Origin of the sequence: Stenotrophomonas sp. GD03777 (genome assembly GCF_029842485.1) — a bacterium.
GTDB lineage: Bacteria > Pseudomonadota > Gammaproteobacteria > Xanthomonadales > Xanthomonadaceae > Stenotrophomonas > Stenotrophomonas sepilia.
Window position 1 is genome coordinate 20,592 of record NZ_JAOCGL010000035.1, and the last position, 14,161, is coordinate 34,752.

A 14,161-nucleotide genomic window follows, 5' to 3' on the forward strand; every position below is an offset into this window, starting at 1 on the left:
CGACCCTGAATATTGAACTGACTGGTGTATAAATAAGGCTGGCGTTCAGGGAACTCCTCATGCCGCATGCATCCATCGCGTCACTGCTGTTTCCGCTTCATGCCCGGCGCACAGTGCGGGCTTTGCTGCTCTTCGCCCTGCCGATGATGCTGCAGGTAGCCAACGCAGCCGAGCGTACCCGCCCTTCCGGGCGCATCGTGATTCAGACCGACGATGTCGCGCGCTTCTTCAGCGTGCTGGATGCAAGCGGAGGGAAGCCAAGTGCCGACGATCTGCAGCGCGGCTATCTGCATGCGGGTACGGATGCACTACGCAGCTTCACTGACAGCCGTATCGGCTCGATGGATCGTCTTGCAGATGCGATCCAGCACAAACCTGCGCTGTTTGCCAAAGCCCGTACCTGTGCGACGGCGCTGCCGGAGATCCGCGAGCGGGTTGCCAAGGCACTCGATCGGTTGGGCACGCTGCTTCCCTCCGCACGTTTTCCGCCGGTCACCGTGCTGGTCGGTCGGGGAAACAGCGGCGGTGTCACCACGCCCGACGGCGTGGTGATCGGACTGGAGGCGCTGTGCAACGCCGACTGGATGCAGCCCGACATCGGCGATCGTTTCGTGCACCTGATCGCCCATGAGTACGTGCACGTGCAGCAGCCCGGTGCGAGCGTCGATGTCGCGCAACCGACCCTGCTCTATCAGACGCTGCTGGAAGGAGGCGCCGAGTACGTGGGCGAACTGATCTCGGGGCAACCGGCCAACGCGCATCTGCGTCGTTGGACGCAGGGCCGCGAATGCGCCCTGGAACGCCAGTTCGCCCGGGACAGCGCCGGTACTGATCTGTCGCAATGGCTCTACAACGGAGCGGGCGACGAAACGCGCCGCGGCGATCTTGGTTACTGGATCGGCTACCGCATTGCCGCTGACTACGTTGCCCGCACCGATGACAAAGCCGGTGCCGTCGCCACGCTGCTGGAGGTGCGCCCGGATAGTGCGCCGGCATTGTTCGCCGCAAGTGAATGGCGCCCGACGTGTGGGCCAGTGGAAAACGGGAAAGAATGAGGCCGTCTTCAGGCTGATGAATTGGGCGATTCGAGCAACCGCAAGGCCGTCGCCTCTGCGCACATCAGCTCGCCTGATCTCACTCGTTAAGCTTCGCTGACGAACATATTTCACAACCCTTCCACGTCTTCCAACTTCAGCTGAAAGCGCTTGTCAGCGTGGGGAACAAACGCCGCTATATTCCAGCTTCCCCAGACGAAGGAGGGAGTGCAATGAACCTGAACCCGCAACACATGAAGACGGCCCGCGCACTTGCTGTCGCGCTCATCGCCACCGTGAGCCTTGGCGCTTGTGCCACCTACAAGGACGAGTTCGCAACCATCAACTCGCGCCTCGATCAGCTCGATGTAAAGGTGCAGGGCGCTGCACAGAGTGCCGAGTCCGCCAACCAGTCGGCACAGCAGGCCAACCAGCGCCTGGACCAGATCGAAGGCCGCGTGCAGCAGCTTGAAAGGGCACCCGTCGGACGCAAGCCGCGCGGCTGATCGCTCCCTCACTGTTTGAATTGATCCACCTGTGTATCGGGAACCAGTGGCCCTCGCCGGCCACTGGCGTCCTTCCACCTCAGATCTGCATTGCCAGGAGCCGTCTCATTCGTACCTCCTCCTCCCCTGCACACCGCGCCCTGCACGCCACTCTGGCCGTGGCACTGGCCGTTGCATGCAGCGGCGTAGCCAACGCCAGGGACAAGGACGCACCCGCACCACAGGCGGCCGCCGTTGATGAACTTCCGCCCGACCAGAGCGTCTCCGAAACAGTGATCGAGCTGGCCGGCTGGGTGGTCGCCAGCAAGGACAATCAGGGTTATCCGTTCGCGATCATGGACAAGGCCGCCGCGCAGGTCCTGGTCTTCGGCGGCGACGGCAAGCTGCGCGGCGCCGCGCCGGCACTGTTCGGTTCGGCCATCGGCGATCATTCCGCACCGGGCGTCGCCAAGCTTGCTCTGAGCGCGATTCCCGGCCACGACCGCACCACGCCTGCGGGCCGCTTCATTGGCGCCTATGGCCCCTCCGACGATGCCGGGCGCGTGCTGTGGGTGGACTACGATTCCGCCGTCTCGATGCATCCGCTGCCACCGGGCAGCCCGAAGGAAAAGCGCGCCGAACGACTGGCGACGCCGACGCCGGACGACAACCGCGTCACCCACGGCTGCATCAACGTTTCGCCCGGCTTCTACGAACAGATCGTGCAATCCACGTTCCAGAAGGGCGGTGTGTTCTACATCCTGCCGGACAAGGATTCGATCGCGAAGACGTTCCCGGCGTTCGCGCAGAGCCGTGGCGATGCAAAGGACGAGAACAGCAAGGGCGCGCAGCGCGCGAGCAGGTAGCGCGCGTGCTGGAACTCAGGAAGCCGTCGCCCCTGCAGCCCGCGCCAAGGCCGCGGCGTGCGCGTCGCCCTTCCGCTCGCTGTAGCGGTCCACCAGGTAGTCCGACCGGCCCCGCGTCAGCAGCGTGAACTTCACCAGTTCTTCCATCACGTCCACCACCCGATCGTAGTACGGCGAGGGTTTCATCCGGCCGTCGTCATCGAATTCCTGCCAGGCCTTGGCCACCGACGACTGGTTGGGGATGGTCAGCATGCGCATCCAGCGGCCGAGCACGCGCAACGTGTTGACGGTATTGAACGACTGCGAGCCGCCGCTCACCTGCATCACCGCCAGCGTCCTGCCCTGCGTGGGCCGCACGCTGCCATCTTCCAGCGGCAACCAGTCGATCTGGTTCTTGAACACGCCGGTGACCGTGCCATGCCGCTCGGGGCTGACCCAGACCTGCCCTTCCGACCACTGTGACCATTCGCGCAGTCGCTGCACTTCGGGGTGATTCCTGTCCACGCTGTCCAGCATCGGCAGCGCATGCGGATCGAACACCCGGGTTTCGCACCCCAGGTGGCGCAGCAGCCGCTCGGCTTCCAGCGCAAGCTTGCGGCTGAACGACTGGGGCCGCAGCGAGCCGTAGAGCAGGAGAATGCGTGGCGGCCCCAGATCTGCCGCGGCGAGCTGGTGATGATTGGGCTGGGGCAATGACGATTCCAGCAGGTTGGGCAGGTCCAGGCTTGTGATTGGCTCATTCATTCGACTATTCTAGAAATATGGAAACATCTAATGCAATCACCGCCCTGACCGCCCTCGGCCATGCCACCCGCCTGGCTGCCTTCCGACTGCTGGTGGAGGCGGGCCCGGCAGGGCGCATGGCGGGCGACATCGCCACGGCCCTGCAGGTACCCCCAGCCACGCTCAGCTTCCACCTGAAGGAGCTGGTGCAGGCCGGGCTGGTGGAGAGCGAAAGCCAAGGCCGCCACGTCTGCTACCGCGCCAACTTCGATGCGATGAACGGCTTGGTCCAGTACCTGACGCACAACTGCTGCGCGGGCTCCCCGGATGAGCGGTGCACGGTGAGCGAACCGGCATGCAGGTGCTGAGATGAAACCCGACCCGGTGATTCGTGCAGGCACGCGCGACGACCTGTGCTCCATCCGTGACCTTCTGCAGCAGGCGCAGTTGCCCGTGGCCGATCTGGAAAGCAGCGAGGTGGCGTTTCTCGTCGCAGACCTCGACGGCGTTCCCGTGGGTGCCGTTGGATTGCAGATCTTCGGCGCGTCGGCCCTGCTTCGCTCGCTGGTGGTGTCCGACGACCGACGCAATACCGGCCTTGGGCGCGCGTTGCTGTCAGCGGCCGAGGACATGGCCCGCCGCATGCAGGTCAGGGAACTGGTGCTGCTGACAACGTCGGCAGGCCCATGGTTCGCGCGGCACGGCTATGCCGGATGCGATCGCGCGCAGATAGCCGAGGCGATCCGCAGCTCTGCCGAGTTCACTAGTCTCTGCCCGGCAAGCGCGCTTTGCATGTCCAAGCCACTCACTGACCACGGAAGCCACATGACCCGCAATGTCCTGTTCCTCTGCACCGGCAACAGCGCGCGCAGCGTGCTGGCTGAAGCCACCCTGCGCGCCTGGGGCGGCGATCGCTTCAGGGCTTTCAGTGCGGGCAGCCAGCCCACTGGCCAGATCAATCCCTTCGCGCTCGCCCAGTTGCAGGCCGAAGGAATGCCCATTGAAGGGCTGCGCAGCAAGTCGTGGGATGAGTTCGTAGATGCGGCCCCGATGGATCTGGTGATCACCGTGTGTGACGCGGCCGCTGCCGAAGCCTGCCCTGTGGTGTTCGGTGACTTCATCCGCAGCCACTGGGGCCTGCCCGATCCCGCCGCCGTGGCAGGCAGCGATGCCGACAAGGCCGCGGCCTTCGCACTGGCCCATGCCATCGTGAAAACGCGCCTGCGTGCGCTGCTCGCACTGCCCGAATCGGTGTGGTCCGAACGCGAAGCGCTGCAGCACGCGCTGGACCGGATCGGCCAGCTGCTGCCGACCGACGGCGCACAATGACGGTGCCACTGCCATGAGCCTGTTCGAGCGACACCTGACGCTGTGGGTTGTGCTGTGCATTGCGATGGGCACGCTGCTGGGCCACGTCCTGCCCGATGCCTTCGCGGTGCTGGCCTCCGCCGAAGTGGCCAAAGTCAACCTGCCGGTTGCGGTGCTGATCTGGCTGATGATCATCCCGATGCTGCTGAAGGTCGACTTCACTGCGATGCGCCAGTTGCAGCAGCACTGGAAGGGCATCGGCGTGACGCTGTTCATCAACTGGGCCGTGAAGCCGTTCTCGATGGCGCTGCTGGGCTGGCTGTTCCTGCGCCATGCCTTCGCGGACTGGTTGCCTGCAGCACAGATCGACAGCTACATCGCCGGGCTGATCCTGCTGGCGGCCGCGCCCTGCACCGCCATGGTGTTCGTGTGGAGCAACCTGTGCCGCGGTGATGCCAACTTCACCCTGAGCCAGGTGGCGTTGAACGACGCGATCATGGTGGTTGCCTACGCGCCGGTGGTTGCGCTGCTGCTGGGCCTGTCGGCGATCAGCGTGCCGTGGGACACCCTGCTGTTGTCGGTTGGCCTCTACATCGTGGTGCCCGTGCTGGTGGCCGCGTTGCTGCGGCGCTGGATCCTTTCGCGCAGCGGTGAGACGGGGCTGCAGCGTGCGCTTCGACGGCTGGGCCCGCTGTCGCTGTCCGCCCTGCTGCTGACGCTGGTGCTGCTGTTCGGGTTCCAGGGCCAGCAGATCGTGAAGCAACCGCTGGTGATCGCGCTGATTGCGGTGCCGATCCTGATCCAGGTCTATTTCACTTCGGGCCTGGCCTACCTTCTGAACCGCCGTCTGGGCGTGGCGCATTGCGTGGCCGGCCCGTCAGCGCTGATTGGTGCGAGCAACTTCTTCGAACTGGCTGTGGCCACAGCGGTGGGACTGTTCGGCGTGCACTCGGGAGCGGCGCTGGCCACCGTGGTGGGTGTGCTGATCGAGGTACCGGTCATGCTGTCCGTGGTGCGGATCGTGAACCGTACTCAGGCTTGGTACGAAGGACCCGAAGAGCGCTGACAACCAGAGTGGGGCGAGTTCGATTTACGTTCTTCGCTGCGCACTGTCGTCATCGGCCTGGTGGGGTACCCACATCCCTGTCATCAAGTTCGAATCATGTCGCATATTCTCCATGCTGCTACGGACGTTGCGGCACCTGCGTCCGCGACGGCTTAACAGCGTGCAAGAATGCTGAAAGCGTCTTCGATCAAACGCTGTTTGCAACTCGTCTGATTGGCGTTGCGCAGCGACAGCGGTACAGATGGCGGGCCACCGGAAGATGGGTGGCCGGGCCTCGAAAACCCGTCAGATCACGAACGTTGTTTGCGCTTGCCAGCCGGCGTCACCCCGCGTGGCGCCGGCTGGCATTCCGTCTGCCGGCTATGGCGGGCGGAGCGTGGAGGCCTTGCGCCTGCCGGTCTTGTTCGTGATCTCCCGGTTTTCGAGCCACGTCTCCGCCCGCCACCTTTGCGTGGCGGCTACCGTCTGTCCTGCACGGAGCACTGCCATGACCTCACCGGACTTCCCCCGCCTGCATCCGCATCGCTCGTCCGCCACTGGCGGTGAGCCCTCAAAGCACGCGGCTGCGACCGACCCGAACGCCTTCATCGCCACGCTTCACCGCATCGGCAAAGGCGCGGCCGCCGATGGCCAACCCTGGCCGGAGCGTCACCAGATGCCGGGCCGTTGCATGGCGCTGGCCGATGCGGACTGTGCACTGGCCGGCCAACGCGTGACGTTGGAGCTGCTGCTGGCGGCCGAGCGCGTGCGTCAGAACGGCGCGGAGGCCGAGTACGTGGGCGACCGGGTGATGGAAGGGCTGATCATGGCGTGCCTGACGATGAACGCACAGGCCAGCGCGCGCATGCAGCCGGACGGGTGACGCCGGCGCCACATCACTCGCAGAGCGCGCTGTCTTCCTTCAACGCGGCATCCTGCAGTGGCTGGCGCTGTTCGATCTGCTCACGTTGTTCCGCCGTCGGCTCGCCCAGCCACCACACACGGCAGCGCGCGGTAAGACGGCCGACCATCTTCGCTTCCGTCGGCGAATACAGCATCGCCAACGCGGTGCCGGGGCAGTCGTGGGCCTGGCAAGCGGTGTAGAACCACCATGGCTCGCCTTGCAGCACCAGCAGCTCGCCGGGCCCACTGGGTCCGCTCAACAGGCGTTGGCGCAGCGAGGGAATCTCCTTGTCGCTGGATTCGGCTGCCGAAGTACCCTTCATCAGGCTGTTGAAGGCCGCCAGCACCTTCGGGTCCTTGCGGCCGCAGTCGTCCACGGTACTGCCGCCGACCAGGGTGAAGAAGTGGGTCGCCAGCGGATTGTCCGCACAGGTCTGTTCGCCGCCGGCACTGGGGTCTTCCGGTTCACCTTCGTTGTCCCACACCGCGGGATCCACGCTGTCTTCGATGGACGGTTCCTTCTCGACCACCGTGGCCGTGGCGGCCAGAGCTTCGGTGGTTGGTGCTGGCGCCGCAGCAGGCGCGGCCTCGCCAGTCTTCTCCGGTGCCTGTCCGCAGGCTGCCAGCAGCGCGGCCATCATCGCCATCCCTGTGATTCGCGTCTTCATCGCGTGTCCTTGTCTGATCTGCGCTGCATCCACCGAATCGGCGGCCGCGTGATTCTAACCAGCGGCGCGCTAGGATGCGTCTGAAGTCTTCCCATCATCGCCAGGGCCTGGACGCATGCGCCGCACACGACTCGCCATGATCTTCTGCAGTGCCCTGCTGATGGCATCGCCGGCAAATGTCCACGATGCAGAAGGCGCGGAGCCTGCGCAGCCTCTCCCGGACGCAGCCCTGCCCGCACCGCTGGACCGTGTGCTGCGCAACTACGAGCAGGCGTGGCGCGGGGGTGATGCCAGGGCACTGGCTGCGCTCTTCGCCGAGGATGGCTTTGTGCTGCAGAGCAACCAGCCACCCGTGCGCGGGCGCACTGCGATCGAGGCTGCATATGCCGGACAGGGCGGCAGTCCGTTGCGGTTGCGTGCCTTGGCATATGCGGTGGAGGGGAACACGGGTTACATCGTCGGTGCGTACAGCTACGGCAACAACGTGGGCGATACCGGCAAGTTCACGCTCACGCTGAAGCGTGAGCGTGATGGGCCTTGGCTGATCTTTTCGGACATGGACAACAGCAACGCGCCGCCGCCGGCGCGGTGAGGGATTCCGCAGGGCATGGCCCGGCGCTACTGGGCGCCAACCAAGGTTGGCCGCTACCAGAAGCGGGTTCCGTCCTGGATCCACGCCATGCGTGGATGAGGCGCACAAGAAAAAACCCCGGCACCTGGCCGGGGTTTTTCGATTCACTTGAACAGCGTGTCCGGATACTCCGGTTTCTGTTCCCGCGCCAGCAGTGCGCGCAAGCCTTCTTCCGGGGTCTGCTCGCCATGCAGCACGGCACGCACACCGTCGGAGATCGGCAGGTCGATGCCATGGCGGCGTGCCTGTCGCATCACTTCGTCGGCGGTTTGCACCGACTCGACCACCTGACCGATCTCGCGCACGGCATCCTGCAGCGTCTGGCCGCGGCCCAGGGCCAGGCCCAGGCGGCGGTTGCGCGACAGGTCGCCGGTGCAGGTCAGCACCAGATCGCCCAGGCCGGCCAGGCCCATCAGCGTTTCCGGCTTGGCGCCGATCGCAGCGGCCAGGCGCAGCATTTCGTTGAGGCCGCGGGTGATCAGGCCGGCACGGGCGTTGAGGCCCAACTGCATGCCATCGGCCACGCCGGTGGCCACCGCCAGCACGTTCTTCATCGCGCCGCCCAGCTCGGCACCGACCATGTCGTCGCCGGTGTAGGCGCGGAACGCCGGGCCATGCATCGCCTCGGCCACCGTCTGCGCGAACTCGGGCACGTCGCCGTGCACGGTGATCGCGGTCGGCAGGCCCTGCGTGACTTCCTTGGCGAACGACGGCCCGGTGACGACGGCCAGCGGCACATCCTCACCCAGCACTTCGCGCGCCACTTCATGCAGGAAACGGCCCGAACCGGGTTCGAAGCCCTTGGTGGCCCAGGCCACGCCGGCACCGGCCGGTCGCAGCGGCGCCAGCGCACGCACGGTCTCGCCGAACGCGTGCGACGGCGTCACCACCAGGATCCAGGCCGCGCCCTGCACCGCCGACGCCAGATCGGTGGTGGCACGCAGGCTGTCCGGCAGCGGGATGCCCGGCAGGTAGCGCGGGTTCTCGTGGCGCTGGTCGATGGCCTCGACCACGGCCGCGTCGCGCCCCCACAGCACGGTCGGGTGACCGTGCCGTGCGAGCAGGCTGGCCAGCGCGGTTCCCCAGGAACCGGCGCCGAGCACGGCGATCTTGTCAGCGGGAGTGCTCATCCGTGACGTCGCGGCAGGAATCAGGCGTTGCCGGCCGGCTCGGAGTCAGCCAGCGACGGTGCGTCGCCCTGCTCCTGGCGCTGGCGCAGGGTTTCTGCGTACAGGCCTTCGAAGTTGATCGGCTGCAGGAAGAACGGCGGGAAGCCGCCGGCCTGGATCAGGTCGCTGATCAGCTGGCGCACGTACGGGAACAGGATGTTCGGGCACTGGGTGCCGAGCAGCACGTCGATCGACTGCGGGTCCAGGCCGACCAGGCCGAACACGCCGGCCTGCTTCACTTCGGCCACGTAGGCGGTGCGCTCACCGGCCTGGCAGGTCAGGGTCACGGCCAGCACGACTTCGAAGGCGTTCTCACCCAGGCGCTGCACCTGCTGGTTCAGGTTCAGCTGCAGCTCCGGCTGCACCTGGTCATTGAAGATGGTCGGCGCGTTCGGCGACTCGAAGGAGACGTCCTTGACGTAGATCTTCTCGACGGTGAAAGCGGGGCCGGTAGCGGCATCGACCGGCGCAGCGGCGCCGTTGGTGATCTCTTCGGACATTTCCAGTAACTCCAGGTGAATGCAATGAAAACGATGGTCGAACTACTGCGATGGGGGCGGGACCAGGCCCAGACAAGGCCGGATCCGCCACCTGCGGCAATCAGTTGCGGCCCTTGACCAGCGGCAGTTCGGCCTGCTGCCAGGCGGGAATGCCGCCATCGAGCACGTAGACCTTCTCGAAACCGGCCTTCTTCAGCGCCTTGGCGGCGGTTTCCGAAGCGTTGCCGCTGCGGCACACCAGCACCACCGGCGACTGCTTGGCATTGGCCACCAGCTTGTTTTCCGGGCCGAAGGCACTGGCCTGGGCATTGCGGCTGCCGGCAATGTGGCCCTTTTCGAAGTCACCGCTGGCCGACAGGTCGACCACCACCGTGCCGCCCGCGTTCATCAGCTGGGTCAGTTCGGCGGGCTTGATGCCCTTGAAGCCCCGGAACAGGCGGCGGATCTCGGTGACGATGATGGCCACGGTCAGGCCGACCAGGGCCGCGGACAGCATCGGGTTTCGGCCTGCAAAGGCCAGCAACTCTTCGTAATTCACTCAGGTCACGGGTCGATTAAGCGGGCGCCGATTGTCGCACAAGCCGGACGCGGCCCGTCACTGCCCCTTCCACAGGTCCGGCAGGCCGGCGGTCTGCCACCAGCGCTTGGCCTCCGGATCCCAGCGCCAGCGCTCGACCACGACCACGGTGCGCTCGGCCTGGGTGTTCTGGTTGATCACCCCGATTTCGACCCGGCGCTCGACCAGGCCACCGTCCAGCGAGGCGCTGCTGCGCTCGCGATAGGACGACACGCGCAGCTGCGCGTATCGGTTGAGCTCGAACTCGGTCGGCGGCTTTTCCTTGCGCAGCTTGGGGTCGAGGTAGCCGATGGCATCGTCCATGCTGCCCCAGCGGATGGTCGCGCCATACGCGACCTGGGTCTCTTCCAGCAGCTTGCGCTGCTTGCGGCTGAGGTCGTCGGCCGAGGCCACGGCGCTGACCAGCAGCAGGGAATACATCAGGAACTGGATGAGGCGGCGCATCGGTGGTTTCCCCAGAACGTCAGCCTGCCATCCTACCCTTTGGCGAAGGCAACAAAGCGACCGCTGAATTCGGCGGCGGGCTTGCCATCGGCACCGGGCTGGGTGGCGATGATGCTGATGCGGGCCTTGCGGCGCTGCCGGAAGGTATTCAGGAAGGCGTCCCAGCCGGTGGCTTCGGCCGCTTCGGCGTGGGCGTGCAGGTCCTCATAGACCGGCGCCAGATAGCGCAGGTTGCTGTCGGCCACATAGACCTCGGCATCGTGGCCGGCCAGGCGCAGGCGCAGGCTGACCAGCGCCCAGCCGGACAGGGTCAGCACCGAGGCCAGGCTGCCGCCGAAGGCGTTGCCCTTGTCGTTGACGTTGGCCGCCAGCGGCGCGGTGATGCGCAGCACGCCATCGGCATAGCCGTCGAGCTGGATCTGCATGGCGCGGACCGCCGGCATGCAGTCCAGCACGTCCTGCAGGGCGGCCAACGAGGAAGTCAGGGCATCAACGGACATCGGAGCAGCGACCACGACAACGAAGGGCCCGCATAATGCAGGCAATGGTCGACCATACGATACCCACTGGCGCCACCCGTTCCGGCCCGCGCTGGACCCTGATCTCGCTGCGCCCGCGGGGCCAGAACGTGGCGCTGCGCCGCGCCGTTGCCGGGCTGGGCGGGAATGTCCTGGCCCTGGCGCCCTGGCGCCTGCAGCGCCTGCAGGGCACGGCTGTGGTGCGCCAGCTGCAACGCGCGCTGAACTGCGACCGGGTGGTGTTCACCAGCCCGGCCGCCGTTGCCGCAGCCGCGTCCCTGCTGCCGCTGGCCGGCGTGCAGCGCAGCCCGTGGCTGACCGTGGGCGAAGGCACTGCGCGCGCATTGCAGGCACATGGCATCACCGAGGTGCACGCGCCGCAGCGGATGGACAGTGAAGGCCTGCTGGCGCTGCCGGTGCTGGCCGACGTACAGGGCCTGCGCATCGGACTGGTGACCGCGCCCGCCGGGCGTGGCCTGATTGCCGCGCAGCTGCAGGCGGCGGGCGCCACGATCGAACGTGCCGACGTCTACAAGCGTCGCCTGCTGCGACTGCCCCCGCGAACGCTGGCGCGATTGGCGCATTCAGCACAGCCGTGGGTACTGGCCGTGAGCAGTGGCGAAGCGCTGCAGCATTTCTGGCAACAGCTTCCGCCGGCCGGGCAGCAGCGCCTGCGGGCGTCTGCCCGCGTGGTGGTTGCCAGTGACCGCCTCGGCGAACAGGCGCAGGCGCTCGGCCTGCAGCGCATCACACGCAGCGCCGGCCCCACCGCTGCGCAGCTGGTGGCCGCTGCACACGCCACGCTCACCGTCCCGGCAGCGACCTGAACAGGGACGTGGATCACGCTTGCCGCTGCCGTCGGCAACGGTGATGCTGTGCACAACGCAGCCTGCCGGCACCCCGACCGGCGACGTTGCCGACAAGGAAGCCTGATGAACGATACTCCGCCCGCACCCCCACCCCATCGACCCGTGCGCTGGCTGCTGCCGCTGGCCGCCGTGGTCGTGCTCGGCGCGGGCGGCTATGCCGGCTGGTACGTCTGGCAGCAGCAACAGAACGAACAGGCAGCGCAGGCACAGACCACCGCCGTACAGCTGAAGGGCCTGGAGGCCACGCTGGATGCGCTGCGCCGTGACCAGCGTGCGACCAGCCAGCGCCTGCAGGACGCGGCGACCACCAACCGCGTGCTGCGCGACGAGATGCTGGGACTCTCGCAGCGCAGCGCTTTGCTGGAAGAGAACCTGGCCAAGCTGGCCGACAGCGCCAACCAGGGCCGCCAGGCGGTGCAGCGCGACGAGGCCGAGCTGCTGCTGACCCAGGCTGCGCAGCGTCTGAACTACGCCGACGACGTGGACGGCGCACGCCGCCTGTATGCACAGGCCGCCACCGCGCTGGCCGATCTGCCCGACGCCGACGGCCTGAACCTGCGCCAGGCGCTGGTGCAGGAGCGCGAGGCACTGGATGCGCTCGGCAGTGGCCCGCGCGTGCAGTCGCTGCAGCGTCTGGATGCTGTGGCCCGGGCGCTGCAGGGCCTGCCCTCGCAGATCACCGGCACGACCGGCAGCAGCACCGCCAAGCCCTGGTGGCAGGCCACGCTGGCACCGTTCGTGGACATCACCCCGAGCCGCCAGAACGGCCCACTGACTGCCGCCGAACAGCGCAACGCCGACGATGCCCTGCAGCTGGAACTGACCTTGGCGCGTGCCGCGATCGAGCGCGGCGACAGCGCGGGCCGCAACACCGCATTGGACCGCGTGGAGCAGTGGGCACAGCGGCGCTGGCCGGATTCACCGGCCCTGCGCGCGCAACGTGCTGAACTGAAGGCCTTGCGCGAACTGCCGCTGCAGGCCAACGACGCTGTCCTTGGCAGCACCCTGCAACAACTGCGCACCCAGACCGACCGGAGGTAAGCCCGCATGAAACCCCTGCAATCCCTGGTCGTGCTGTTGCTGGCCGTGGCCATCGGCGTGGTCGCCGCGCAATGGCTCGGCGCCGATGACCTGAACCGCTTCGGCGAAGTGACCCTGCGCTACGGCGGCTACGACTATCACAGCAACCTGCCGAAGGTAGCGCTGCTGGCGGTGATCACGGTGCTGGTGCTGTGGCTGCTGTGGAGCCTGATCGCTGCACCGTTCCGTGCCTGGGGCCGCTACCGCCGCAAGCAGGGCCGGGTGCGCCTGATCGACGGCCTGCAGGCCTACGAGCATGGCCAGTGGCAGCGTGCGGAGAAGCTGCTGGACGGCGCCGCCAAGGACCCGGAAGTGAGCGCGGTGGCACTGGCCACCGCCGTGCGCAGCGCGCAGGCACGCGCCGACGGCCCCGCCGGAGAGGCGCTGCTGCAGCGCCTGGGTGAAAGCGACGCCACCCTGCAGGCGCTGCTGCGCGCCGAACAGCTGCTGGCGCGCGATCTGCCGGTCGATGCGATCAATGCGCTGGACGTAGCGGCGATCCAGCCGCTGCCGCCGCGCGGCCTGTGGCTGCGTACCGAAGCGCTGGCACAGGCCGGCCGCGCCCACGAAGCGTATGGCCAGCTGGGTGCGCTGCGCCAGAGCAAGGTGCTGCCGGCCGACGCGAACAGCGAACTGGAAGCACGCCTGGCCGCACAGGCGCTACTGGAAGCGGCCGACGTCAACGCGCTGGCCGCACAGTGGGAGGCCACGCCGAAGGCACTGCGCCCCACCCCGGACGTGGTGGGCGCCTATGCCAGCCGTGCGGTGGCGCTGGACTGGGATGAGCCGGCGCTGCTGGCGCTGGAACAGGCACTGGACCAGCGTTGGAATGACGATCTGGTGGCGCTGTATGGCCGCCTGCCCGCCGAGCGCCTGGCCACCCGCCAGGCCAATCTGGCGCGCTGGCGCAACGTGCATGACGGCTCGGCCGCGCTGCGCCTGGCACAGGGCCGCGTTGCCCTGGGCCAGCAGCAATGGGATGCCGCCGATGCGTTCCTGCACGAGGCCATTGCCGCGGGCGCCGGTGCACCGGCGTGGGAAGCGCTGGGTGAAGTGTTCGCGCAACGTGGCGAACACGCGCTGGCCGCGCAGTGCCTGGCCAATGCGCTGCGCCTGCAGCGCGGCGAGGACAGCGTGGAACTGGTGCGTGGCACCGAGACGCCGCTGCGCGCCACGGTGGAGGAGCAGCCCATCGTTGCACAGCCGCCGGTGTATGACGCCAACGAAGAGCGCGACGAATTCGGCAACCCGCGGTTGCCCTGATGGGTAGTGCCGGCCGCTGGCCGGCATCCACCGGTGAATTTGGCACCCACCAGAGCAACAATCCGAACAAAAAAAACG

The 14,161-nt window shown here is 67.2% G+C and carries 18 protein-coding genes and 1 pseudogene; 12 read left to right on the forward strand and 7 right to left on the reverse strand.

All coding sequences use genetic code 11. The annotated features are described in order from the left end of the window. Positions 1–59 precede the first annotated feature (59 nt). The 3 genes from N5E02_RS09865 to N5E02_RS09875 all read left to right on the forward strand — a co-directional run bounded on the left by N5E02_RS09865 (position 60) and on the right by N5E02_RS09875 (position 2,385). Positions 60–1,055 (forward strand): DUF2268 domain-containing putative Zn-dependent protease, encoded by a 996-nt coding sequence (locus tag N5E02_RS09865; RefSeq protein WP_235649692.1) that lies wholly within the window; start codon positions 60–62, stop codon positions 1,053–1,055. Positions 1,056–1,267: 212 nt separating this feature from the next. Beyond that, the gene (locus N5E02_RS09870) at positions 1,268–1,540 is read left to right on the forward strand and encodes a hypothetical protein (RefSeq protein WP_005420910.1); all 273 of its coding nucleotides are present in this window, start codon (positions 1,268–1,270) and stop codon (positions 1,538–1,540) included. Positions 1,541–1,698: 158 nt separating this feature from the next. Further along, positions 1,699–2,385, forward strand: coding sequence for a murein L,D-transpeptidase (locus N5E02_RS09875; protein ID WP_139726589.1), 687 nt, complete (start codon positions 1,699–1,701; stop codon positions 2,383–2,385). Positions 2,386–2,400: 15 nt separating this feature from the next. Here the strand turns inward: N5E02_RS09875 and arsH are convergent, their stop codons facing one another. Next, positions 2,401–3,129: an arsenical resistance protein ArsH gene (gene arsH, locus N5E02_RS09880; RefSeq protein ID WP_065185559.1), complete on the reverse strand. Its 729-nt coding sequence runs from the start codon at positions 3,127–3,129 to the stop codon at positions 2,401–2,403. Positions 3,130–3,146: 17 nt separating this feature from the next. Here arsH and N5E02_RS09885 point away from each other — a divergent pair, with 17 nt between their 5' ends. From N5E02_RS09885 to N5E02_RS09905, 5 genes and pseudogenes are all read left to right on the forward strand, one after another. Then, entirely contained in the window at positions 3,147–3,476 is a 330-nt protein-coding gene (locus N5E02_RS09885) for a metalloregulator ArsR/SmtB family transcription factor (protein ID WP_139726588.1), read from the forward strand. 1 nt (position 3,477) lies between these two features. Beyond that, positions 3,478–3,897, forward strand: a pseudogene (arsN2, locus tag N5E02_RS09890) (arsenic resistance N-acetyltransferase ArsN2); the annotation flags it as partial. 36 nt (positions 3,898–3,933) lie between these two features. Then, positions 3,934–4,437, forward strand: coding sequence for an arsenate reductase ArsC (locus tag N5E02_RS09895; RefSeq protein WP_235646199.1), 504 nt, complete (start codon positions 3,934–3,936; stop codon positions 4,435–4,437). A gap of 13 nt (positions 4,438–4,450) precedes the next feature. Then, positions 4,451–5,482: an ACR3 family arsenite efflux transporter gene (gene arsB / locus N5E02_RS09900; protein ID WP_005420922.1), complete on the forward strand. Its 1,032-nt coding sequence runs from the start codon at positions 4,451–4,453 to the stop codon at positions 5,480–5,482. A gap of 487 nt (positions 5,483–5,969) precedes the next feature. Beyond that, entirely contained in the window at positions 5,970–6,344 is a 375-nt protein-coding gene (locus N5E02_RS09905) for a hypothetical protein (RefSeq protein ID WP_065178711.1), read from the forward strand. Between the two features lie 13 nt (positions 6,345–6,357). On the opposite strand, the gene N5E02_RS09910 is transcribed toward N5E02_RS09905, so the two are convergent. After that, the gene (locus N5E02_RS09910; RefSeq protein WP_065178710.1) at positions 6,358–7,032 is read right to left on the reverse strand and encodes a hypothetical protein; all 675 of its coding nucleotides are present in this window, start codon (positions 7,030–7,032) and stop codon (positions 6,358–6,360) included. A gap of 136 nt (positions 7,033–7,168) precedes the next feature. Here N5E02_RS09910 and N5E02_RS09915 point away from each other — a divergent pair, with 136 nt between their 5' ends. Next, positions 7,169–7,624, forward strand: a complete 456-nt coding sequence (locus N5E02_RS09915; protein ID WP_139726586.1) for a nuclear transport factor 2 family protein — start codon at positions 7,169–7,171, stop codon at positions 7,622–7,624. A gap of 143 nt (positions 7,625–7,767) precedes the next feature. On the opposite strand, the gene N5E02_RS09920 is transcribed toward N5E02_RS09915, so the two are convergent. The 5 genes from N5E02_RS09920 to N5E02_RS09940 form a co-directional block, all read right to left on the reverse strand. Beyond that, a complete protein-coding gene (locus N5E02_RS09920; RefSeq protein ID WP_065195990.1) occupies positions 7,768–8,793 on the reverse strand; it encodes an NAD(P)H-dependent glycerol-3-phosphate dehydrogenase in 1,026 nt (341 codons plus the stop codon). Positions 8,794–8,813: 20 nt separating this feature from the next. Further along, complete coding sequence (gene secB, locus N5E02_RS09925) at positions 8,814–9,332, reverse strand: protein-export chaperone SecB (protein ID WP_005407596.1); 519 nt, start codon at positions 9,330–9,332, stop codon at positions 8,814–8,816. A 100-nt stretch (positions 9,333–9,432) separates the two neighbouring features. Then, positions 9,433–9,870, reverse strand: coding sequence for a rhodanese-like domain-containing protein (locus N5E02_RS09930; RefSeq protein ID WP_053497787.1), 438 nt, complete (start codon positions 9,868–9,870; stop codon positions 9,433–9,435). Between the two features lie 57 nt (positions 9,871–9,927). After that, positions 9,928–10,353: a hypothetical protein gene (locus tag N5E02_RS09935; protein WP_065195989.1), complete on the reverse strand. Its 426-nt coding sequence runs from the start codon at positions 10,351–10,353 to the stop codon at positions 9,928–9,930. 32 nt (positions 10,354–10,385) lie between these two features. Then, positions 10,386–10,853: a YiiD C-terminal domain-containing protein gene (locus N5E02_RS09940; RefSeq protein ID WP_005407593.1), complete on the reverse strand. Its 468-nt coding sequence runs from the start codon at positions 10,851–10,853 to the stop codon at positions 10,386–10,388. A 35-nt stretch (positions 10,854–10,888) separates the two neighbouring features. Here N5E02_RS09940 and N5E02_RS09945 point away from each other — a divergent pair, with 35 nt between their 5' ends. From N5E02_RS09945 to N5E02_RS09955, 3 genes are all read left to right on the forward strand, one after another. After that, the gene (locus N5E02_RS09945) at positions 10,889–11,698 is read left to right on the forward strand and encodes a uroporphyrinogen-III synthase (protein WP_065195988.1); all 810 of its coding nucleotides are present in this window, start codon (positions 10,889–10,891) and stop codon (positions 11,696–11,698) included. A gap of 105 nt (positions 11,699–11,803) precedes the next feature. Then, complete coding sequence (locus N5E02_RS09950; protein ID WP_262219753.1) at positions 11,804–12,781, forward strand: uroporphyrinogen-III C-methyltransferase; 978 nt, start codon at positions 11,804–11,806, stop codon at positions 12,779–12,781. 6 nt (positions 12,782–12,787) lie between these two features. Beyond that, positions 12,788–14,083 carry a heme biosynthesis HemY N-terminal domain-containing protein gene (locus N5E02_RS09955; protein ID WP_188241380.1) on the forward strand — a complete coding sequence of 432 codons (1,296 nt, stop codon included), beginning with the start codon at positions 12,788–12,790 and terminating at the stop codon, positions 14,081–14,083. Positions 14,084–14,161: the final 78 nt, after the last annotated feature.

What these genes read in the sequence shown, in the direction of transcription:
- N5E02_RS09865 (WP_235649692.1), top strand. Translation starts at nt 60, where the DNA reads ATGCCGCATGCATCCATCGCGTCACTGCTGTTTCCGCTTCATGCCCGG.
- N5E02_RS09870 (WP_005420910.1), top strand. Translation starts at nt 1,268, where the DNA reads ATGAACCTGAACCCGCAACACATGAAGACGGCCCGCGCACTTGCTGTC.
- arsH (WP_065185559.1), bottom strand. Translation starts at nt 3,129, where the DNA reads ATGAATGAGCCAATCACAAGCCTGGACCTGCCCAACCTGCTGGAATCG.
- N5E02_RS09885 (WP_139726588.1), top strand. Translation starts at nt 3,147, where the DNA reads ATGGAAACATCTAATGCAATCACCGCCCTGACCGCCCTCGGCCATGCC.
- N5E02_RS09895 (WP_235646199.1), top strand. Translation starts at nt 3,934, where the DNA reads ATGACCCGCAATGTCCTGTTCCTCTGCACCGGCAACAGCGCGCGCAGC.
- arsB (WP_005420922.1), top strand. Translation starts at nt 4,451, where the DNA reads ATGAGCCTGTTCGAGCGACACCTGACGCTGTGGGTTGTGCTGTGCATT.
- N5E02_RS09905 (WP_065178711.1), top strand. Translation starts at nt 5,970, where the DNA reads ATGACCTCACCGGACTTCCCCCGCCTGCATCCGCATCGCTCGTCCGCC.
- N5E02_RS09910 (WP_065178710.1), bottom strand. Translation starts at nt 7,032, where the DNA reads ATGAAGACGCGAATCACAGGGATGGCGATGATGGCCGCGCTGCTGGCA.
- N5E02_RS09915 (WP_139726586.1), top strand. Translation starts at nt 7,169, where the DNA reads ATGATCTTCTGCAGTGCCCTGCTGATGGCATCGCCGGCAAATGTCCAC.
- N5E02_RS09920 (WP_065195990.1), bottom strand. Translation starts at nt 8,793, where the DNA reads ATGAGCACTCCCGCTGACAAGATCGCCGTGCTCGGCGCCGGTTCCTGG.
- secB (WP_005407596.1), bottom strand. Translation starts at nt 9,332, where the DNA reads ATGTCCGAAGAGATCACCAACGGCGCCGCTGCGCCGGTCGATGCCGCT.
- N5E02_RS09935 (WP_065195989.1), bottom strand. Translation starts at nt 10,353, where the DNA reads ATGCGCCGCCTCATCCAGTTCCTGATGTATTCCCTGCTGCTGGTCAGC.
- N5E02_RS09940 (WP_005407593.1), bottom strand. Translation starts at nt 10,853, where the DNA reads ATGTCCGTTGATGCCCTGACTTCCTCGTTGGCCGCCCTGCAGGACGTG.
- N5E02_RS09945 (WP_065195988.1), top strand. Translation starts at nt 10,889, where the DNA reads ATGCAGGCAATGGTCGACCATACGATACCCACTGGCGCCACCCGTTCC.
- N5E02_RS09950 (WP_262219753.1), top strand. Translation starts at nt 11,804, where the DNA reads ATGAACGATACTCCGCCCGCACCCCCACCCCATCGACCCGTGCGCTGG.
- N5E02_RS09955 (WP_188241380.1), top strand. Translation starts at nt 12,788, where the DNA reads ATGAAACCCCTGCAATCCCTGGTCGTGCTGTTGCTGGCCGTGGCCATC.